A 20,752-nucleotide genomic window follows, 5' to 3' on the forward strand; every position below is an offset into this window, starting at 1 on the left:
GGGCGCTTATGCTGTGCCATCAAAGAAAGGTGCATCTGCTCCATGCGTTTAACCCCAGGCAAGTTCGTCGTCCATCCGCAACACGGTCCGGCCGAAGTGGTGAGCCGCAACACCAAAAAGATCAAGGGTGAAGACGTCGACTATGTCGTCCTTGAGGTCCAGGAGCAGCGCCTGCAGATCGCTGTGCCTGAATCGAGCCTGTCGGAGATCGGTGTTCGAGACCTGTCCAGCCATACTCGGTTGCGCAAGTTGATGTCGTTGCTGGCCAAGGATGGTGACACCTTGGAAAAGCAGTGGTCCCGTCGTTTGAAAGCACTGCGCGAAAAGCTGGCTACCGGTGATTTGGACAATGTTGCCGAAGTCGCCCGGGATCTCTACCGCCGCCAGAAGGAGAAGGAGCTCTCGATGGCCGAGCGAAACCTCTATCAAGAGGCCAAGGACATGATTATCGCCGAGGTCGCTTTGGTGCTTGACGTCGATCACGACGAAGCTGAGCGCACCATCGATGGCGCGATCGACGGCGTGCCATTGACCCGGTTGGGTCTGGACCGCGGTAAAGAATCGAAGGAGGATAAGGAAAAGGAAGCCTCGATGGCCTAACAGCGCCCGGGATATTTTCCAATCCTTTTCCTCTCATACAGCGGGGCCGGTGAGTGTGTTGCCCACCGGCCCCGCTGTCTGAGGCAGACGTTGACTTCCTCGGTGTGGTCTTTTAGTCGACGTCGCGATTTTCCGGGGCTAGTGGGTTGCTCATGGTCCGACGAAGGGTACGGGCCTCTTCGATCAGCTTGTCCTGGTCTTCCTTAGCCTTCTCAGCACCGGCGGTATCACGCGGTGGAAGCTGGACGTGGACCTCGGCAGGAATGCCGGATTCCAGCTGGCGGGCACGGAACATTTCGTGATCGATTAGGGCCCCCAGCAGCATCACCATATTGAAAATCCAGAGCACGAACAGCACCGCCATGATAGTTCCGACCGCACCGTAGGATGAGTACGAGGCAAAGTAGGTCAGGTAGATCGCCATGGCCACACCGGCAATCGCGCTACCAACCAACACCACCACGGCGCCAATGGAGAACCAAGTGAACTTCGGCTTCTGCACATTGGGGGTGAAGTGGTACATCACGGCGATGACCAGAATCAACACCAAAGCCACCACAACGTAGCGTAGCCATGCCCAGAGCGGCAAGAAGGTGTCCGTCATAAATGCCAGGACGCCTTCCAATCCTAGCGGCTCCGCAATGGGGCCGAACAGCCCATCGACGAGTGGACGGTTCAGGGCCAAAGAGATCAGGATGACGACTACACCGACCAGCACCGTTGCGGTCGTGAGCACCATGGTGAGGTTCTTCTTGATGAAGGTGCGACCTTCAGCCACCCCGTAGATGGAGTTCATGTTCCGGGAGAACGCCTTAACATAGGCCGATGCCGACCACAGTGCTGTAATCACACCGATGATCAACGCGATCACGCCACCGGTGGCCGAGTCCATCATGGTTTCCACGAGGTTTTGTACCAGCGCTTGATAGTCTTCCGGAACTGCCTGGGTGATCACATCATCGAGCATGTTCTCAATAACCTCGGCGTTGGAGGACAAGACCAAGGACAGCATGGAGAATACGGCCAGCAGACCGGGAGCCATGGACAGGACCGTGTAGTAGGTGAGCTTCGCCGACAGATCGGTTCCGCCATCGGTGCCGAATTTCTTCAGTGCCCGTTTAAAAGCGTATTTTCGGCCCGACCACGATAGGGAGTTTTTGTACAGTTTCGGGTCGGCATATTCTTGATTGCGGTCGTCCTCGTTCAAGACGCGAACGATGTCATCTCTGGCAGACAAGGTGGAGAACTCCTGAGTGATTAGGGTTTTGGGGGCCGACGATCACGCGCCGGTAGCCGATCGCGGTGCAACGGATTCAACTTTAGTGCACGACTAGGCTAATCGTCCTGCACCCAAGCCCCCGATGACCGTAATGATGAGCGTCGAGAGGGTAGCCAACATTATCGGGCGAGCGCCCACCTGCACCAGCGACCGGATGCGCACGCCCATGCCGAGCCCAAACATCGCGGTCGCCAAGAACAACGACTGGATCAGTTGGACCACCTCAAGGGCCGTCGGAGGCAGAATATCGACCGAGCGCAGTGCCACCATGATGAAGAACCCGATCACAAACCAGGGCACCAGAGCAGGACGTGATCCAGGGGCTGGGTCTTCCGGGGTGGATCGAGATGACGCGTGGCGGGAACTGAGAAATGCTATCGCTGCCAGCACGAAGGCCAGCATCATCACCCGGCCCAGTTTCACCGTCACCGCTGTGGTGGAGGCTTCTGGTCCCAGCGTCTCGGCGACCGCAACGACCTGAGCGACTTCATGAACCGATGTGCCAGCCCAGATCGCCCCTTGAGTTGTGGAAAATCCGCATAGTGCCACCAGCACCGGCATAGCGGGGATCATCAGGGTGCCGAACAGGACCACCAGCCCGATTGAGGTCGCAGTGAATTCTTTCTTGGCTTTGAGCACCGAATCCGCACCAGCCACCGCCGCAGCTCCACAAATCGAGAACCCGCTGGCAATCAGTAACCCCAGAGCGCTGGGCACCCGCAAGGCCTTGGCCAATATAACGGTGGCACCGAAGGTGATGACCACAGCGAGCACGATCAGCACAATGGTGCCCCATCCGAGTGCGAGAATCTCATCGACCGCCAGCTGAAGTCCCATGAGCACAATGCCCCAGCGCAACACCGTTTTTGATGCCACCGTGATCCCCGGTTCAACCACCTCTGGCACGGGGGCGATATTCCGCCATAACACCCCGATGACAATGGCGACCAGCAATCCGGAAACACCGGGTAGGTAGTCGCCGATGCCAGCGATCATACCCAGTGCCAGTGCTCCTATCGCGAAGGAGAGTACCAATCCGGGAAGAATGGTGCGGTTCACGATCAATCCTTATTAGGGGCTCGGTTCCCCCGGTATTTTCGATCCTGAGATGATCACGAGCAGGGGAGCAATCTCACAGACTACCGTAGCATCGCAGGCCTGCAGGCCGGTGCTTCGCCTCATGTGGCTGTTCAGCACCGGTATTCGTCGGTATTCCTCACAGCACCTCGATCATTAGCTACACTTTAGGGAGCACGTTCGATCAGAGGTACCGCCCTCTGACGTGCTGGACCCGCCCTCGTCGTCAAGTTGCTAGCGAATCATATGTCTTCAAACCCCCGCCGCAAACGCCGCATCAACTGGTCCATCATGATCTTGTTGACCCTGGTGGCCTTGGTGTTGCTCACGTTGACTGTGCTGACGGTGGTACGAAATCTCGCCCAAGACGAGGACTCCGCGCGGATCGATGAGGTGCTGACCGGACAGTCAATGCAGATTACCGCTAACACCGGTGAGCAGGTGGTCCGCATGCAGGCCATGCGCGCCCCGGTTCCGCCTGAAGATGATGCCAGCGAAACGCTGGACACCTGTTTGCATGACGAAGCTAAAAACCAGCTCGAACAACTGGCGCCTGCCGGCTCGACGGTGAATCCCACCTACCCGGCCTATCCGAACGCCCCGAATGGCGAGGTCTGGGCGGATTTGGAGAAATCTGGCGATGATCTGGCGCTCGAAATGGTGCGTTCCGGTTATGCGGTGCCCTATACCGAAGAAGCGCAAGACGATGCTCGGGCTCAAGAGTTCAACGAGGCGCGTCAGCAGGCCTTCGAGGCCAAACGCGGGATCTACTCCAAAGATGCCGACTGTACCTTGCCGTCGCAGATCGAGCCGGTGCTGGAGGAACTCGAAGAGATTCCCGATTCGAATCTGAACGATCTTCAGGAAACCTCCGAATACATTGCAACCTTGAACGGTTTGCAGACCGAGGCCCAACAGGCTCGTTCTATTCTGGCCGCGATCCCCACGACGGGCGAGTCGGTCTCCGCCTTGGCCTGGGGCCAACTGAAAGAGACCTATATGGAGCAGATCGAGGAGAGTCTCAGCGAGATCGAGTCGAAACTTTCCGAAGCACAGCAAGCTCGGGCTTCGATGAGTAGTGAAGACGGAGGATTCGTGCCCGAAGACTCCGATGAGGGCGGTGCCGGCAACGCCGAATCACGACCCCCTAGCCCAGATTCCTCCCAGCCCGAACCGACCGAGCAGGAACTCAACGAGCAACAAGACTCCTCCGGTGATGGTGCGCAGCAACAGTCTGCACAGCAACCCCAACAGCAAGACTCTCAACAGGAGCTTCGGCAACAGTCGGCCGATCACCAAGCTGAGCCTTCCCGGCAGAACATCCGCGCGGAATTCCAGGTCGAGCAGGTTCCGTCGGAGCAGCACGACAGTCCCGTAGCACCTGCGCGACCGCAACTGGTGCAGGCTGACTAGTCACCGGCATCCTGGAAACTGCCAACCGCAGTGGAGACGATCCGCGCCGAGACGGGAATGAGCCTGGTCCACGCCGTCGATGTAGCCCCACCCTGCTCTCTGCACTGGTCACCGCGCCGGTGGCGACGGTGTGAGCGCAACCTTTAGCGCAGTCCGCCTTGCCAGAGCATGTCAAACGGGGTCTTGGCGCTCACCCGCTGGGCGATGCCACGAGTGACGAATTCCTTGGCCGTATACGCAGCCTCACGCGGGGAGGCACCCTTGGCCAGCTCGGCGGTGACCGCAGCCGCCAGCGAGCATCCGGCCCCGGAGACGGCATGATCGCCGACCTTCGGTGTGCTGAGCACCTCCATATCAGTTCCGTCGTAGAACACATCGACCGCCTGGTCACCCTCTAAACGGATACCACCTTTGGCCAGCACCGCTGCACCAGAGTGATCGTGGATGATCTGAGCGGCCTCCTGCAGATCCTGCACCGAGGAAATCGTCAGGCCCGACAGCTGCTCGGCCTCGAAATGGTTCGGGGTGGTGAAGGTCGCTAGCGGCAACAGTTCCGCCTTCAGCGCCTCATCGGTATCCAGGGCGTGGCCGGGCTCTTGACCCTTGCAGATCAGTACCGGATCCAGGACCACGTGCTGCCACTGTTGAGACCGCAGTGCGCGCGCCACCGTGTGAATGGTCTCCGGTGAGCCCATCATCCCCAACTTGGTGGTGTGCAACTGTCCGGCGTAGTTAGCCTGAATGGCCTCTAGCTGATCGGCGATCACCTCGGCCGGGACCGGGGTGAACCGGTGGTTCCAGTCATCGTTGGGGTCAAAGGCCACGATGCAGGTCAGCGCAATGATGCCGTAGGCCCCCAGCTCCTGGAAGGTCTTCAGATCCGCTTGCGCCCCGGCACCACCGGTGGCTTCTGAGCCGGCAATAGACAGCGCCAGTGCTGGTTCGTGGATGGAGTATTCGGTCATCGTCATATCCTCATTTCCGTCAGGGCTTTTCCTCAGATTTTCCTCCGGCAGGCCGGGTCTGATCGACCGGCTACTGTTCGTCGATGATCGGATCTTCGTCAGCCTCACCAGGGGCCAAAATGTGTCCGTCGGCATCCACCACATCGGTGAACGGGATCGCCAGCCACCGGCCTAGGGCCATCAGGATCCCGGCCGGGAACCCGACCACCGGAATCAGTAGCGGCAACAGCCCCTCGAGCCCACCGACGAGCACCACCAGCCCGTAGAGCATGCCCACCAGGGCATAGGCCAGTACGTGCACCGCCTGGTTGAGCGTGAACCGAAACAACCAGTTCACCAACAGGGTCAGTGGCAGACCCAGCACCAGACCGGCTAGCCCCACCAGGGTGAGCAACGGGGTCAGATCACCGACCTGCTCGGCCACCGGCAAGAGATTGAGGATCACGACCAGCCCGGCCATGACAATATTTGGTGCCAGCCAGGCGATGACATAACCGTAGATCGACATCTTCAGTCGTGGCCGGCGATCGGAAGTGCCGGATTTCTTGCCCCGGGGCTGGGCAGTTTTTTGCGGAATAGGAGTGGTCATACCGGTCGGAGTTAGCCTTTCTTGCGCAACACGATCATCGCGGTCAGATCCGGTGCTTCTCGCACCAGCTCGGGGTGCTCCTGGGCCCACCGGGTTGCGATCTGCTGTTCTTCATCACGCACACCGTCGTCCAGGATCACCACCGCACCCGGTGCCAGCCGGTCTGCCAGCGCGTTGAGGGCCGGATACCGGGCGTGTGGGCCGGTGGCTGCCGGGGGACCGTCGACGAATAACAGGTCGATCTGCTCGGGTAGTCGCGCCTGGGAGAGGTCGTACCACTGAGGTGGCTCGGCATCCTCAGCCGGCTCGGTGTCTGCAGTTGGTACCAGCGGTGCCAGGGGGGCTAGCTGCAGATCCACCACCGGCTCCAGCCCGTGCAAACTCACATAACTGGCGGTGAGATCCCGGTAGTGGTTCAGGTGATCGAAAGAGTACAGTCGGCCACCGTGTGCGGTCAGATAATGGCCGAACAACAACGTGGTCGTGCCCGAGCCCAGCTCGACAATATGCTGCGGGCGAGCCTGATCGAGCAGATCGAGCAGGTATACCGCCGAACGGGCATTCAACGCCCAGTCACCGGTGGACGGCCACAGCGTGCCGGTATCGATGCGACGCTGCAAATACTGCTGGGCCTCAATCTCTTCTCGCGCGTAGCCCAGTCGCCGGTTGATGTTATTGACGTGGTTCCGCGTTTGCCGATCGAGGTGCTGGGTACCGTCCTGGACCGTCTTGAGGACCTGATCGTGACGATCTTGCGCGGTGCCACCCTGCTGGGTCAGTTGCCCGGCGACCTCATCCACCGTGGCGTTGATCTGCTCGGTCGCCGAGGCGATCGATGCGGTGCGGGCCACCGCCTCGCGCTGTTGCTCGACGACCTCGGTCAGCGCAGTCTGGACCTGATGCTGACCGAGTAGCACCTGGTGTTGTTGGTCCAGCAGCTGGGTCTCCCGCCGGGCCATCACCCTGAGCATTTTCCGATCTCGCATGCTCCAGATCCCGAGGATCGCGACCGCGATCAGGGCAGCCAGCCCCGCCCACCAGCTGGCGTGCAGGCCCCAGGCAATCAGGCCACCGGCCAGCGCCAGGGCAAACAACGCGCTCAAGATTTTGTCGATGGTACTCATCTAGACTTTCCTTCGGTTCTGGGTAGCTCCAATGCTCTCGCCTGCGCCGTGCGCGCACAGCACGCTCAGGTGATCCCCTTCTATCCTGTCACACCCGCGTAGCCGGGGCGTGATCCGCACGCGGGGCATCTTTCCGCACCCCGGGACACCGTTGGTACACTAGCTGCGGACGCCGCCTGGGGCAGCAGGTGTGCACGGGGCCGTAGAGGCCGGTGAGACCGTCGTCGTCCAGCGCTGGCAACACGACCAGCACACGTGCCGGTACCAGCGAGCACGACTGCATCATTGACAACACCGTCCAGGAGGATCACCGTGTCTGCCCCCGATTCTTCCACCCCCAGCTCACCCCGCTCTGGCAACGTCGGCAACTCTAAGACCTCAGCTACTGATCACTCCCGACCGATCGCCCGCTTCGCCCCGGCTGGATCCGGACTGTACGCGATCATCACCGCGATCATGGCCACCGTGTTGATCCTGTCAAATATCGGTGCATCCAAGGGCGTACAGATTGGCCCACTCGTGACCGACGGTGGCTTCTTCCTGTTCCCGCTGGCCTATATCGTCGGCGACGTGGTGGCCGAGGTCTACGGTTTCAAAAATTCCCGTCGCGCGGTGATCACCACCTTCGCGTTGTCGATCTTCGCGGTGCTGTGTTACTGGATCATCATTAATCTGCCCCCGGCCGATTTTTATGACGGCCAACAGGCCCTGGAACGCACTCTCGGGCCGGTGTGGATGATCGTGGTGGCCTCGTTGTTGGGCTTTTTGGTTGGTCAGCTCTCCAACGCCTGGTTCATGGTGCGGATGAAGCGCTCCTTTGGCGAGAAAGTCCTGTTTGGTCGTATTGCGGTCTCGACGTTGATCGGCGAATTTTTGGACACGCTGGTGTTCTGCTCGATCGCAACACCGGTGATCGGGATCGAAACCGTTGGCCAATTCGTCAACTACGTGGTCGTGGGCTTCCTGTTTAAATCCGCCGTGGAAATCATCCTCGCCCCGGTGACCATGTGGGTGATGAAGCTGATCAAACGCGCTGAACCGGCCTACGGGGTCACCGAAAAACGGGCCGAAGCCCCAGGCGGGTCCGAGGCCTCAGCAGAGTAATACCGTCCCAGCACCTGTTCTTTCAGCTCCGGGTAGGTGCCTTCGATCATGCTGGTCCGGATGGTCTCCACGAGCCGAATGACGAACCGTTCATTGTGGATCGAGATCAGCGTGTGCACCAGCAACTCTTTGGCCTTGATCAGATGTCGTAGATAGGCCCGCGAATAATGCGCGCAGGTATAGCAGTCGCACCCGGGCTGTAGCGGGGCAAAATCGTCCTTGAACTGCGCTCGCGGCAGGTTGATCCGTCCGTAGTCGGTGTAGAACGCACCGGTGCGGGCTACCCGGGTCGGCGAGACACAGTCGAAGGTATCCGCCCCCGACTCGATCGCCCACAACAAATCATCGGGTTCGGAAATCCCCAGCAGGTGACGTGGCTTGTCCTCGGGTAGTTCCTGGGCACACCAGGACACGATCGTGCCCAGGTTCTTCTTCTCCAGTGCGCCGCCGATCCCGTACCCGTCGAACCCGGCGCGGTCAGTGCCATGATCGGTGACAAATTCAGCCTGCATGGCTGAGAGATCCTGGCACGCCTTACGTCGCAAATCCTCGTATTGGGCGCCCTGAATCACCCCGAATAAGGCCTGATAGGGTCGATCGGACCGGTGGGCGGTGAGCCCGGCGTGGTGATCCAGACAGCGCTGGGCCCACAGCCGGGTGCGTTCCAGGGAGGTTTCTTGATATCGACGGGAATTATGCAGGGTGGTCAGCTCATCAAAGGCGAACATGATGTCCGCACCCAGCTGGTGCTGGATGTTCATCGAGATTTCCGGGCTGAATCTATGCTTGGAGCCATCCAGATGGGAGGTGAACCAGACTCCGTCATCATCCACGTGGGCCAGTCGGTTCTTGCCGGCCGCGGTGTCGTCATCGGATCCGGTCCCGTCGGGAGCATGCGGTCCGGACATATCGATCACTTTCTTGAATCCCGACCCCAGGCTCATCACCTGGAACCCTCCCGAATCGGTGAAGGTGGGTCCCGACCAATTCATGAACTGACCCAGTCCGCCGGCACGATCGACCAGCTCGGCCCCGGGTTGCAGGTAGAGATGATACGCATTGCCCAGCAACGCCTGCGCGCCGATGGCTGACATCTGCTCGGGGGCGACGGCCTTCACGGAGGCCTGAGTCGCCACCGGGATGAACGCCGGGGTCTGGATCTGCCCGTGCGGGGTGTGAATCACCCCGGTGCGACCCAGACCGGAGTCCATCCGGGTCTGGATGCTGAAGCTGACGTCCCGCGGGCTTGGGTGGTGGGTGGGAACCACCGCGGGGGTGGGATCGCTGGGTTGGCGACGGGTCTGTGGGTAATCTGCCATCTCTGTCATGATAGAGCCCCGGTTGGTCGCCGTGTTAACCGTGCGAGGTTAGCACCTTAGCGGGACCGGGTGAGCGTTTCACCGATTTCGGATGAGTGAGCGCAGGTTCAGGTCCGGATCGGCCAGGTCCACCGGGTCGATGACGATCCCGCGTTGCATCAATCGGGTGGCCGCCCGTAGCACCATCGGTTGGTTCAGTGCCGCTACCGCGCACAACCGGTGTTGCGGATCGAGCACGAAGCTGGCGTGCTCGCGTCGCTGTCCGCCACTGGCTGCGCTACCCTGCAGCGTGCTTTCGTCCTCGTGGATCGGACGGCGCCAACGCTCGATGAGCTGATATCCGGGCCGAGCGGCCAGGGCCATCTCGCCCAGGGCCCCGGCGTGCGTGTCGTAGCGATCCGTCCAGATCCAGCGCGGAGCCACGCGGTGGTGTTCGTTGTGTTTGGGCAGGACCTGGTCCGGTTCGGCGGTCGGGCTGGTATCGAGTAGGTCGGCGACCGCCCGCTGGGCAGAACGCACCGCCTGATCCCAGTGCTTGGCCCCCGGGGTGAGATCCCCGATCGCGTACACCCCGGAAACACCGTCCACCCGTTGCCGGTCATCGACGGCAACACCGTTGGTGACCGGCAACCCGGCCTGCTCGGCCAGTTGCGTATTGGGTACCGTCCCGACTGCGGCGAGCACCAGATCGGTCTGGGCCGTGAACCCTTCCGGGAGCGCATCGGCCTGCAGATACTGCTGAATCAGCTCGACCCCGTGCCGGGCATGGTCGGCGTCGAGTAGCTCGGCAATAGTGTCCCCGAAAATCTCCGCAGCCTGCCGATGGTGCGGTTGATACAGTCGCACCGCAGCTCCGAGCTGATGCACCCCGGCGGCCAGTTCTGCGGCCAACAGCCCGGCACCGGCCACGCCGATGCGCAGCGGGCGTGACGAATGGGACTCCTCGGCTCGGGAGGTGATCAGCTGCCGGATTCTGTCGACGTCGGTGTGGTCCCGTACGGTGAGTACCGGCAAAGGCTCGCCGTCTTGATCGGCTAGCGAGTGCTCGAAGGGTGCCGGGGAGGCCCCTGTAGCCAGAATGACCACCTCGGCCGAGAGCTGTTGACCGTCCCCGGTGCGGATCAGGTGTGTGGATCTCGTTGCTGCGGTGGCCACCGATCCGGCCGTCTGCTCAGCACGGCGGTGCCCCAGGTGTAGCTCGGTCGCGACCGCCTGCACCCAGCGGATCTGGTGCTGCTCGGCCCAGTGTGCACCGCCCAAGCGCAGACCGGGCTCGTCGAGCGCCCCGGTGAGATAATCTCCGGAGACCGGTGGTCGATCATAAGGGTAGGGGTTCGGGTCGATCACGGTGATCGCCCCGGCATAGCCACGTTCGCGCAGGGTGTGCGCGGCGGTGAATCCAGCGACCGAACCGCCGATGATGGCGACGGACCCGGGCGTTGCCGGCTCCGTTGCGGCGCTCATGCCTCGGTCTCCTCGGCGGGCACTCCCGGGTAAAGGATCAGGCGCCCGTCGACCACCTCAACCCGGTGGGTGGGAGCAGCCACGGTGGCGGGCAGGCCCAGAGCCTTGCCAGTGGCCAGACAGAAGGGGGAACCGTGCAGGGGGCATTCCACCGTTCCGTCTTCGATCCACCCTTCGGCCAGAGAAGCGTTACCGTGGGTGCACCGGTCGTTGAGCGCGAAGAATCCGGTTTCGTCGTGAAAAATAGTGATTGGCACGGTGCCGGTGGTGCTGGCCGGAACCAGTAGTGTCTCCTCCACCGGCAGATCCGCGGCTGCGCCGACATCGAGCCCAGGCTGGTCAGTCATCTTCGCTACCTTTTCGAGATTCTAGATGGATGTGAGGTTGGCATGGATGCGAGGTTGGGACGGATGGGAGAGCAGACCGCAGGAACTGCCCGGTCGGAGGATCCCAGCACGGGCGGTTAGCGCCCCCAATTCACGCTGGCCAAGGCCTGCTGGATAATCCGTCCCCGCCCGCCGACGAATTCGGACTGGATGTCTTCAGCCATGGCTTCCTCCGGGGTCAGCCAGCTGAGCTCCAGGGCATCCTGGCGTGGCTGACATTCTCCGGTCACCGGCACTAAATAGCACAACGCCACCGCGTGCTGACGGTCATCGGTCAACTCGGTTTCGGAAGGATGGGGGAAGTACTCCGCGACAGTAAACGGTCGCAGATCGGCTGGAATTTGTGGCAATGCCAGCGGGCCGAGGTCCTTTTCCAGATGCCGCATCAACGCTGCCCGCAGCGTTTCCCGGTACATCACCCGACCGGAGACAAACGTCCGTCGCAGGTGCCCGTCTCCATCGGCCACGTAGAGTAACCCGATCTGGGAGACATATCCCAGAGGATCGACCCGGACCGGGATCGCCTCCACGTAGACCATCGGCAACCGTCGCCGGGCCTCGTAGAGGTCTTCGTCGGAGAGCCAACCGGGATGTGGATCTGGGGTACGAACGCTCATAGTTCTTTTCTACCAGCCCGGTGGGTCCGACAACACCGGATTCAGCCTCCAGCAATCGAGGTCGATGTCGGGCTGTTCTCGAGGTCTGTTGCGAGCCCGCCCTCGAGACTACCCTGAGGCTCATCATCGAATTGGTTAAGGTAGCGTTTTTCGGCCTGCGCAATCCGCCAGCGCCGGTTTTCGGTTGCCAACAACACCACGAAACCGCCCAGCAATGCCACCGCGGCGATCAAGACCGAGGGATTGGATCCGAACAGGCGCACCCCGATGATGGCAGCTAGCCCCCAGGCCATGCCGACGACGATCACCACGCGCCCTCGTTCGGTCATCGACACCATGGGAACGAACAGCATCAGTGCCATCAGAATGACGATTGCCCACACGGATTCGGGCAACCACAGCAGGTGGAGCACGTCCCAGATCCCGGCCACAGTCAGCAGTTGGGAGGCCATAAATACCAGCGCCCACCCGGTCAACAGCCCGATCGGGGCGTCGGTGAACAGTTGCTCGCCCTGGGTTCGCGAGGTGTGTAAATTCAGGTTCCGGACCGCAGTGACCAGCAGCGCGCAGAGCAATATCCACACGATGATTTCCAGTCCCCACGGTTCGATATGGACCAGTGCGAACCACAGGGCCAGGGCAAACATGGCGTTGGCCATGAGCCACCCGGTGCGCCGTTGCCGGGAGGCCGACCGTTGCGAGGGGGTCCACTGGTGCACGGTGTACAGTCCGGTAGCGATCCACAGCACCGGCCAGATCGCGACGTGCCAATTTGCCATCGATAACAGGGTTGCCGACGAATGGTAGGCCCCGTCATTGACCTGGGACAGTGGCTCGGTGCCACCGATCCACCCCAGACCCACCAGCCCACCGATCACGAACAGCACCCAGGCGATGGTCACGATCACCCGACGGACGCTATCGAGTCGTTCCGGTTGGGGATCCTGCCGTTCCGGAAGCAGGTAAGGCGGAATGTAGCCGGAACCATCGCCAAGCCCCAGTGGGTCGTGGGCATCGTCACCGGTGTCGGTTTGGTCTGTGCGTAGCTGGGCCTGCTTGGCCTCAATCGCTTGGGCCTTTTCCACGATCCGGTCACGACGTCGCCACTCCGGCAAGAGTGATCGGGCCCGAGACAGCAGTTGTTGATCGGAGAGTTCTTCCCCGGGCCGTTGCAACATGGGCCGGTGATCGGGGGCCGGTACATAATCGGTGCCGTCTAGTTCGCGCGCTGCGGTCACCAAAGCCTGGGTCTCGCGTTCTTGCTGCGCCTTGAGCAACTCCATCTCGGCCAACCGTTGGCGTTCCCTCTCCTCGGCAGCCCGCTCGGCTGCCTGGACCGCTAAGATCTGTTGGATCTCGGCGACCTCGGCCTCGAGTCGTTCCCGCTCTTCCCGCGCCCTTCGTTCCGCTGCGGCTTGCTCTGCCGCGCGACGCTTCTTCAGCGTCTGTCGGGCCCGATGTTTGAGCCAGTGCCGCCGTAGCCGGGCTGGCGTATCAGCAATATCGGCCTCGACCTTGTCCATATCTGGTCCGCCGAATGAATCCAACCACGTGGTTAGCCGGGTCCCCAGGGTGTCTTTGCGCTGTTCTTCTCCGGAACCGGTATTGAAGCTCACCGTCCACAGGGCTTTGTCTTCGGCCGAGACCTCCGGGGACTTCCTGGCCGGCTCACCAGGGGCGGGTTCAGTAGTCTCAACGGGTTCCGTAGACTCTGTTGGTGTTGCTGGTGTTGTGCCGGGTTCCTGCTCCGCGCTCGGATCAGCCGAGGTTGGGGTCGGCGACTCGGTCTCGGGAGAGTCCTCGACGGCCGAGTCTTCGAACTGTTGCTGGTCAAAGGGCTCGCGCGACGTTGACGAAGAACTTTTCAGGCGCGACAAGGCCTCGGATGCGGCGGTGTCGTGACCGTGCTCATCGTTCATCAGCAGGGCATCCTTTGCTGTGGTGTGGGGACGTTGCCGAGAACCCGCCGGGTTCTGTCAGGGATATCTCAGGCTACCCAATCATCCTGAATTCTTCATCAAAGACGCTGGACGTTGCCGGATTGTGATCTTGGGGTTTACCGAGGCTGATATGCGAGTCGTCGATCGGTCTGAAATCGGCGGGCCTGACCGCTGAGCGGATCGATAAACTCCAGGGTGCTGGCCAGTAACTGCAATGGCCGATCCATCTCATCGGGGGCCTGAGCTAAAAGCTCGGGGTAGAGCCGGTCGTGCAGGATCGGGGTACCCAATTGGGCCAAATGCACCCGCAACTGGTGGGTGCGCCCCGTGCGTGGTTCCAACCGCACCCATCCCAACCCGTGGTGCGGGACCGGACCCTGGGCATCTCTCGCCCCCAACCACGAGATCCGGGTCTGGGCATTCGGTCCGGTGGTGGGATCGTGACTGCGCCGGCGTTTGCCGATCCGCGGTGGGGCGAGCCGACCGGAATCGGCCACCGGATAGTCCTGGACATCCACCGTGATCACGCCCCGAGTTTTGATGATCCGGTTGCGATACACCAGCGGTAAACGTCGGCACTGCTGAATCGCCCGATCCGGATCCTCATCGAGCCGCACGATCGCCTGATAGGTTTTGGTCACCCGCCGCTGCTCGAAGAGCATCTGATAGGCCCCACGGGTGGCCGGATTAGTGGAGAACAGCAGCACCCCAGCGGTGGCCCGATCTAACCGGTGTAGCGGCACCAGATCGGAATGACCGGTCGCCACCCGGAGCTTGACCAGCGCGGACTCCTTCACAAAACGCCCGCCGGGAGTGGTGGGCATGAAGTGCGGTTTATCCACCACCAGCAGGTGCTCATCTTCGAACAGCACCTGGACCGACTCCGGTAGTGGTTGCTCGTCTGGCACCGTGCGGTAATACCAGATGAACTCGTGGGATCCCAAGGGCTGCTCCCACCCCACCGGATCGCCGGTGATCGTAACCACCTCCCCGGAGTCGAACCGCTCGCGTAGCGTGGCGGGATCCACGTGGTCGAATCGGGCCATCATGTACTCGGCAATGGTGCGCGGGGGAGTGGGCCGGTACTGTTCGGCGAGCTCGGCGAGTTGGTTGGCGGTGACCGGTAGGTGCAACCGGGTGGGATTGATCCCGTCTTTGACCGGTAGCGGTGGCGTCATGGTCATAGGGTGAGCCCTCCTGGTGTCCTACTGCTGTTGGCACGCCGGGCACCAGTATAAATCTCGGCCCGCCAGCCTGTCGTGCTGGATCACGGCACCACAGCGCGGGCAGGGCGCCCCGGTGCGCGCATAAACCCAGAACCGCCCGCGCCCTCGCGTGCGCGCGGGTGCGCCCTCCACATCCCAGAAATAGGCGGAATCGATCGGCGCGCCCTCGCGTGCGCGCGGGTGCGCCCCTTCGCGTGGACGCGTGTTCGGGCCTGGCACCACTATTGGCCAGCATCAGCGCGCGGGCTAAATCCACCACCGCGCCCAGCAGGACCGGATCACGATCACCGGCGGGAGTATGTGGAGCCAGCCGGGCCACAAACAGCACCTCGCACCGGTAAATATTGCCGATTCCGGCCAGGATGGACTGATCCAACAGCGCGATCCCCACCGAGCGCACACCGGTGATCCGGCTTCCGGTCAGCTCCGCGGTCGCGTAGCGCCGGGTGCGTACATCGGAGTCGGTGATAATCTGCCCGCGCAACAACGGGTCCAGTTGGCCGGCGAGATGGAAAAGTGTGTCGCCTTCGGGCATCGCAACTACTTTCGGGCAGAGCCGTCACGTTCAAACATGTGGATGGAACCGGACCCCCTGTGGTGAGGAGGAGAACCCGGCCGAGAGCAGTGCCTCGGCGAGTTCGGTGTTGCGGATCGGGGACCCGTTGACGGTTTTGACATGCACCGCAGCTGCATCGGCCCGTTGCAACGCCTCGACCAGCGCCTGCGCGATCAGCGGGCGGTGGGTGGTTGCGGCGGGGAACTCCAAGATGGTCTTGCCCCCGCGTTCTAGGTACACCGCCAGCTGGCCGTCGAGTAAGACCACCAGGGCACCGGCCTTACGGCCCGGGCGGTGCGGGCCGGAGGACTTCCCCGTTGCGGGGTGATCAGTAGCCGGCTCGGCGATCTCGGGCCAGGGCAAGGTGGCCCCGTAGGGGTTGGCCGGATCGGTGGCAGCCAACCCCACCGCATGATGGGTGGCCCGCGGATGGTCCGGATCCTCCTCGCCCGGGGCCGGGTGGAAGCTACGCAACGCATCCACCGTGTTGGCGGTGGCGAACTGGGCGGCACCAAGCTGATCGATGAAATACCCGCGCCGTAGCGCACCGAGTTCTTCCAGGTGGGTCAAGAACCGGTAGTAGTATCCGAATCCGCCGGGGATTTTCTCGGTGCTGACCGCCCCGCGGGTGATCACCCCGTACCGGTCCAGCAACACCTCGGCCTGAGCGTTGGCCGCCAGGGTCGAATCGGGGCCGGTGGCCTCCGGGTGGCGCAACAGCGAGAACCGTCCGGCCGCACGGGGCTGATCGGTGGCAGCATCCAATCCGGCGCTCGACCTTACCCCGGTGGATCTCACCCCGGACGGCCTCAGCCCGCCGGAGTCCAGCCCGGTCGACAACCGAGGTCGAGCCCGCCGAGCCCGGGAGCGTCGTGGTTGCGATCGTTGCCGATGCGCGCTACGACCGGTGGCCAACCCGGCCCGGATCATCGTGAAGCTGTCATTGGTCACCACCCCGGCCCAGAACAGATCCCACAAGGCCGAGAGCACCGCCGAGTCGCTGAACTGCTGACCGGCCTGCTGGTCATCATCCAGTCCCGCGACCCGGTGACATAACTCGGGAAAAAAGAACGCCCCGGCGTCGGCCAGCACCTCGATGATCCGGTGATGCACCCTTCCGAAGGCCTCAATCTGTGCGAGATCGGGAATGGGCACGGTCAGTTCGGCGGTTTCGACCGGGTGGAAGGCCAACCAGCCATCATCTCCGGTGCCTGGGGCGGTGCCGGCCATCACAAATTCGCCGGTGCCCAATAGCTCATTGAGCATCCCGGGCGCATAGTCGGCGACCCGGGCGGGCAGAATATAGTGCTCCCACGCGCTGGCCGGAGCTGGATACCCCGCCAGCTGGGTGAGCGTTTCGGCTACCGCATCGATCCCCCGTTGCCCGGGCCGGTAGAGTCCATGCTGGGTGCGCGGGGGAACGATCCCGTGCGTGTCGAGCACGAAGCGAGCGTAATCGGGACCGGTCACCGGCTCGACGGCCTGGCGCAAGACCGCCAAACTCCGTTGCCGGATCCGACGCAACACCTGGGTCTGACAGTACTGCGTCTGGTGTGTGTGGACTCCGCCGGACTGAGCACTCTGTTGGAAGATCCCGGACGCCACCCTCTGGCGTTGCACCTGATCGGTGAGATACTGGGTGACCACCGCGGTACCGAGTCCGAAATGGGTGGCGATGTGCTCGGCGGTGACCACCGTGTGGGTGCGCAGATACCGGCCCAACAAGTCCCCGAGCGGATCGTCCACCGGCTCGATGAACGCCACCGGAATACCCATCGGCAACGGGATCCCCAACCCATCCCGGATCCGGGCGGCATCCTCGATAGCGACATAGACCTGACGACCGGCCATTCGCACCCGTATCGCCCGGCGCTGGTGCACCAGATCCTCCGCGAGTGCTTTAGCCAGCTTGGCAGCCGGCTCGGCAGCTGATTCAGTAGCTGGCTCAGCGTCATCCGGCCGCATGCGGGCTGCCAACTGGCCAGCATCCAACGGCCCCAGCACCCGTACTAAGTCCGCCACCGATTCAGTATCCCACCGCAGTTGCCGTCGCGGGCTCAGGTACTGCAGGTCGGCCTCAATCTCGGCAATCACCTCATCGTCGAGCAGATCGTGGAGCTGATCGTCACCAAACAGCTGGCGCAACAGTTCGGGATCCAAACTCAAGGCGGCCGCGCGCCGTTCGGCTAACGGCGAGTCCGTTTCGTAGAGGAATTGGGCGGTATAGCCAAATAGTAGATGCTGGGCAAAAGGTGAGCCGGTGGCGGTCTCGACCTCGACCAGTCGCACCGACCCGGACTGCAGGGATCGCATTAGCCACATCAGCCCGTCCATGTCGTAGACGTCCTGCAGGCACTCGCGCACGGTTTCGAGGATGATCGGGAACTGCGGGTGCTCGGCGGCTACGCCCAGTAATTGTGCGGCCCGCTGACGCTGTTGCCACAGCGGGGCCCGCTGGCCGGGCTTCGTACGCGGGATCAATAATGCCCGAGCCGCATTTTCCCGAAACCGGGAGGCGAACAACGCTGAGGACCCGACCTCGGTCCGCACCAGATCGGCCAGCTCGTCGGGATCGAAGAGGAAGAGATCGGTCAGTTGCGGGGCGGTCTCCATCATCGGCAGGCGCAACACGATTCCGTCATTGGAACTTTGCACCTGCGCGTCAAACCCGTACTGCTCGGTGAGTCGGGCAGCCACCGCTAAGGCCCACGGGCCGTGTACGCCGTGGCCGAAACCTGAATGCAAGACCACTCGCCAGTCGCCCAGCTCATCTCGGAACCGCTCGATCACCAGGGTCTGATCAGTGGGTAGCACCCCGGTCGCCTGCTGTTGTTCAGACAGATAGGCCACCAGGTTAGCCTGGGCTCGCTCGTCCAACCCGGCCGCGGTCAGTCGTTGCGCGATCGGGTCGTCAGGCCCGGCTAGATGGCCAGCCGTGGCCGAATCGGCCCGGCCCGATCGGCCCGATGGCCCCGATGATCCCGCTGATGATCCCACCAGGTACTGGCCGATCTCGCGCCGGAAGGCTCCCAGTGCGGCCCCGAGCTCGGTGGGCCGGGCTTCGGATTCGCCCCGCCAGAACGGCAGTTTGCCCGGCTGTCCGAAAGCTGGAAGCACCAGCACCCGATCGTGGGTGATCTCCTGGATCTTCCAGCTGGTGGTACCCAACACGATCACGTCCCCGACCCGGGATTCGTAGACCATCTCCTCGTCCAGCTCCCCGACCCGCCGGCCACCCGATGAGCTGGTGCTACGCTGCGTGACGCTGTCAGCTCTCTGGGAAGGGTCCGACTCCTGGATTTCCTCGGCGCGCTGGGTATCCTTCGTGCCGTCGGCCAGAAACACTCCGAACAGCCCCCGGTCCGGGATGGTGCCCCCGGACGTGACCGCCAGTCGCTGGGCTCCCGGCCGGGCCGAGAGCGTGCCGGCATCCCGATCCCAGAGCACCCGGGGCCGTAGCTCTGCAAAATCATCGGAGGGATACCGCCCCGAGATCAGGTCCAGCACCGACTCATAGACCTGATGGCCCAGTGTGGTGAACGGTGCCGCCCGTCGCACGGTGTCGTACCAGGCCTCCACCTCTAGATCATCCATCGCCACCGCCGCAATGGTCTGCTGGGCCAAAATATCCAGCGGGTTATCCGGCACGTGGAGCTGTTCGATCTTCCCCTGCAGCATCCGCTCGGTGATCACGGCGGTATTGACCAGATCGGATCGATGTTTGGGATAAAACACCCCGTGGGAGATTTCGCCGACCTGGTGCCCGGCTCGACCCACCCGTTGCAGGCAGGAGGCCACCGAGGGGGCCGCTTCCACCTGGATCACCAGATCCACCGATCCCATATCGATCCCCAACTCCAACGAGCTGGTCGCCACCACACACCGCAACGTGCCCGCTTTCAGCCCCTCTTCCACCAGGGCGCGCTGCACTTTCGACACCGACCCGTGGTGGGATCGGGCAAACTCCTCCTCGCCCGTGCGCTGGTCTGCCTCCGCGCGGGTAGCCCACATCTCATTCAAGTCCTGGGTAAGTCGTTCGGCCAGCCGGCGGGAATTCGTGAAGATGATGGTGGAATGGACCTGGCTGACCCGGTCGATGATCTGGTGTTCAATATGGGGCCAGATGCTACTCACCGGTTGCGGATCCGCTACGGCGCTACCGGGATCCGCTGTGGCGTTGCCGGCAGGGTCATGAGGTTGCTCGCCGATAAAATCCGGAAGTCGGGTCATATCGTCCACCGGCACGCTGACGTGCAGATCCCAGCGCTTGGCCGAGGCGGGATTGACGATCGTCACCGGTTGAACCCCACCGATGAACCGTGCCACTTCCTCAGGCGGGGAGACCGTGGCCGACAGCCCGATCCGCTGGGCCGGGGTGTCGGTGAGCTCATCGAGGCGTTCCAAACTCACCGCCAGGTGCGCCCCGCGCTTGGAATCGGCCAACGCGTGCACCTCGTCAATGATCACGGTATGCACCGAGGCCAGCGTGTTGCGCGCCTTGGAAGTCAACATGAGGTAGAGCGACTCGGGTGTGGTGATCAGAATATCCGGCGGGTCGGTGACCAATCGGCGCCGGTCCCTGGCCGGAGTATCGCCCGTGCGTACGCCCACACGAACCTCGGGGGCTTCGACTCCCAATCCCGCAGCGGTCTGGGTGATCCCGATCAGTGGCGCGCGCAGGTTCCGTTGGACATCCACCCCGAGCGCCTTCAACGGGGAAATGTATAACACTGTGGTGCCACGGGCATCAGCCTTACCGGATGCCTCGGTTCGATCGGATGCGCTCGTCCGCAGGAACCCGTCCAGCGCCCACAAAAAAGCCGCCAACGTCTTTCCCGAACCCGTCGGTGCGATCACCAGTGTGTGGTCACCCCGTGAGGTCGCCTCCCAGGCCCCCAGCTGTGCTTCAGTAGCGGAGGAGAAGGCCCCGGTGAACCACCGGCGGGTGGCGGGAGTGAACCGGTTCAGCACCTGTTCTGCCCGGTCAGGATCCGGTGTACTATCAGGATCCAGCACGCTTACCTCGGCTCGCTCGCATCTTCATCGCCATAGGTCACCATAGGAGACGATTCTACGGCCGGTCCGGTCCTGCC

At 62.6% G+C, this 20,752-nt stretch carries 16 protein-coding genes and 1 pseudogene; 3 read left to right on the forward strand and 14 right to left on the reverse strand.

The features are described 5' to 3' along the window. Positions 1-42 precede the first annotated feature (42 nt). The gene (locus DYI20_RS02280) at positions 43-600 is read left to right on the forward strand and encodes a CarD family transcriptional regulator (protein ID WP_110099928.1); all 558 of its coding nucleotides are present in this window, start codon (positions 43-45) and stop codon (positions 598-600) included. Between the two features lie 112 nt (positions 601-712). Here the strand turns inward: DYI20_RS02280 and DYI20_RS02285 are convergent, their stop codons facing one another. Next, entirely contained in the window at positions 713-1,837 is a 1,125-nt protein-coding gene (locus DYI20_RS02285; RefSeq protein ID WP_233242785.1) for a YihY/virulence factor BrkB family protein, read from the reverse strand. 93 nt (positions 1,838-1,930) lie between these two features. Then, a complete protein-coding gene (locus DYI20_RS02290; protein ID WP_122548755.1) occupies positions 1,931-2,938 on the reverse strand; it encodes a YeiH family protein in 1,008 nt (335 codons plus the stop codon). 264 nt (positions 2,939-3,202) lie between these two features. Between DYI20_RS02290 and DYI20_RS02295 the strand changes: the two genes are divergently transcribed. Continuing rightward, entirely contained in the window at positions 3,203-4,369 is a 1,167-nt protein-coding gene (locus tag DYI20_RS02295; protein ID WP_122548756.1) for a thermonuclease family protein, read from the forward strand. A gap of 143 nt (positions 4,370-4,512) precedes the next feature. Here the strand turns inward: DYI20_RS02295 and thiD are convergent, their stop codons facing one another. From thiD to DYI20_RS02310, 3 genes are all read right to left on the reverse strand, one after another. Further along, positions 4,513-5,334 carry a bifunctional hydroxymethylpyrimidine kinase/phosphomethylpyrimidine kinase gene (gene thiD / locus DYI20_RS02300; protein WP_233242784.1) on the reverse strand — a complete coding sequence of 274 codons (822 nt, stop codon included), beginning with the start codon at positions 5,332-5,334 and terminating at the stop codon, positions 4,513-4,515. A 70-nt stretch (positions 5,335-5,404) separates the two neighbouring features. Continuing rightward, positions 5,405-5,923 (reverse strand): hypothetical protein, encoded by a 519-nt coding sequence (locus tag DYI20_RS02305; RefSeq protein WP_183145578.1) that lies wholly within the window; start codon positions 5,921-5,923, stop codon positions 5,405-5,407. A gap of 11 nt (positions 5,924-5,934) precedes the next feature. Further along, positions 5,935-7,047: a class I SAM-dependent methyltransferase gene (locus tag DYI20_RS02310; RefSeq protein ID WP_122548757.1), complete on the reverse strand. Its 1,113-nt coding sequence runs from the start codon at positions 7,045-7,047 to the stop codon at positions 5,935-5,937. A 312-nt stretch (positions 7,048-7,359) separates the two neighbouring features. Between DYI20_RS02310 and DYI20_RS02315 the strand changes: the two genes are divergently transcribed. Next, entirely contained in the window at positions 7,360-8,151 is a 792-nt protein-coding gene (locus tag DYI20_RS02315) for a queuosine precursor transporter (protein WP_424923553.1), read from the forward strand. Here DYI20_RS02315 and tgt read toward each other — a convergent pair. The 9 genes and pseudogenes from tgt to DYI20_RS02360 all read right to left on the reverse strand — a co-directional run bounded on the left by tgt (position 8,091) and on the right by DYI20_RS02360 (position 20,675). Beyond that, on the reverse strand, positions 8,091-9,470 hold the full coding sequence (gene tgt, locus DYI20_RS02320) for a tRNA guanosine(34) transglycosylase Tgt (protein ID WP_122548758.1): 1,380 nt from the start codon (positions 9,468-9,470) through the stop codon (positions 8,091-8,093). The two genes, DYI20_RS02315 and tgt, sit on opposite strands and share 61 nt — an antisense overlap. A gap of 78 nt (positions 9,471-9,548) precedes the next feature. Next, positions 9,549-10,934: an FAD-dependent oxidoreductase gene (locus DYI20_RS02325; protein ID WP_122548759.1), complete on the reverse strand. Its 1,386-nt coding sequence runs from the start codon at positions 10,932-10,934 to the stop codon at positions 9,549-9,551. After that, complete coding sequence (locus DYI20_RS02330; RefSeq protein ID WP_122548760.1) at positions 10,931-11,281, reverse strand: non-heme iron oxygenase ferredoxin subunit; 351 nt, start codon at positions 11,279-11,281, stop codon at positions 10,931-10,933. The genes DYI20_RS02325 and DYI20_RS02330 overlap by 4 nt, the downstream gene beginning before the upstream one ends. Positions 11,282-11,397: 116 nt before the next feature. Further along, positions 11,398-11,937 carry an NUDIX hydrolase family protein gene (locus tag DYI20_RS02335; protein WP_110099936.1) on the reverse strand — a complete coding sequence of 180 codons (540 nt, stop codon included), beginning with the start codon at positions 11,935-11,937 and terminating at the stop codon, positions 11,398-11,400. Positions 11,938-11,978: 41 nt separating this feature from the next. Next, the gene (locus tag DYI20_RS02340) at positions 11,979-13,856 is read right to left on the reverse strand and encodes a TspO-related membrane protein (protein ID WP_122548761.1); all 1,878 of its coding nucleotides are present in this window, start codon (positions 13,854-13,856) and stop codon (positions 11,979-11,981) included. Between the two features lie 137 nt (positions 13,857-13,993). Next, a complete protein-coding gene (locus DYI20_RS02345; RefSeq protein WP_122548762.1) occupies positions 13,994-15,061 on the reverse strand; it encodes a pseudouridine synthase in 1,068 nt (355 codons plus the stop codon). Positions 15,062-15,082: 21 nt separating this feature from the next. Continuing rightward, positions 15,083-15,325: a zinc finger domain-containing protein gene (locus DYI20_RS12830; RefSeq protein WP_342352891.1), complete on the reverse strand. Its 243-nt coding sequence runs from the start codon at positions 15,323-15,325 to the stop codon at positions 15,083-15,085. Between the two features lie 115 nt (positions 15,326-15,440). After that, positions 15,441-15,638 (reverse strand): annotated as a pseudogene (locus DYI20_RS12835) (hypothetical protein); the annotation flags it as partial. A gap of 30 nt (positions 15,639-15,668) precedes the next feature. Next, positions 15,669-20,675, reverse strand: a complete 5,007-nt coding sequence (locus DYI20_RS02360; RefSeq protein WP_244924644.1) for an Lhr family helicase — start codon at positions 20,673-20,675, stop codon at positions 15,669-15,671. Positions 20,676-20,752: the final 77 nt, after the last annotated feature.

It is taken from the genome of Auritidibacter ignavus (assembly GCF_003703835.1).
GTDB classification, from domain to species: domain Bacteria; phylum Actinomycetota; class Actinomycetes; order Actinomycetales; family Micrococcaceae; genus Auritidibacter; species Auritidibacter ignavus.

What these genes read in the sequence shown, in the direction of transcription:
- DYI20_RS02295 (WP_122548756.1), top strand. Translation starts at nt 3,203, where the DNA reads ATGTCTTCAAACCCCCGCCGCAAACGCCGCATCAACTGGTCCATCATG.
- DYI20_RS02305 (WP_183145578.1), bottom strand. Translation starts at nt 5,923, where the DNA reads ATGACCACTCCTATTCCGCAAAAAACTGCCCAGCCCCGGGGCAAGAAA.
- DYI20_RS02280 (WP_110099928.1), top strand. Translation starts at nt 43, where the DNA reads ATGCGTTTAACCCCAGGCAAGTTCGTCGTCCATCCGCAACACGGTCCG.
- DYI20_RS02325 (WP_122548759.1), bottom strand. Translation starts at nt 10,934, where the DNA reads ATGAGCGCCGCAACGGAGCCGGCAACGCCCGGGTCCGTCGCCATCATC.
- thiD (WP_233242784.1), bottom strand. Translation starts at nt 5,334, where the DNA reads ATGACCGAATACTCCATCCACGAACCAGCACTGGCGCTGTCTATTGCC.
- DYI20_RS02335 (WP_110099936.1), bottom strand. Translation starts at nt 11,937, where the DNA reads ATGAGCGTTCGTACCCCAGATCCACATCCCGGTTGGCTCTCCGACGAA.
- DYI20_RS02330 (WP_122548760.1), bottom strand. Translation starts at nt 11,281, where the DNA reads ATGACTGACCAGCCTGGGCTCGATGTCGGCGCAGCCGCGGATCTGCCG.
- DYI20_RS02310 (WP_122548757.1), bottom strand. Translation starts at nt 7,047, where the DNA reads ATGAGTACCATCGACAAAATCTTGAGCGCGTTGTTTGCCCTGGCGCTG.
- DYI20_RS02340 (WP_122548761.1), bottom strand. Translation starts at nt 13,856, where the DNA reads ATGAACGATGAGCACGGTCACGACACCGCCGCATCCGAGGCCTTGTCG.
- DYI20_RS02345 (WP_122548762.1), bottom strand. Translation starts at nt 15,061, where the DNA reads ATGACCATGACGCCACCGCTACCGGTCAAAGACGGGATCAATCCCACC.
- tgt (WP_122548758.1), bottom strand. Translation starts at nt 9,470, where the DNA reads ATGGCAGATTACCCACAGACCCGTCGCCAACCCAGCGATCCCACCCCC.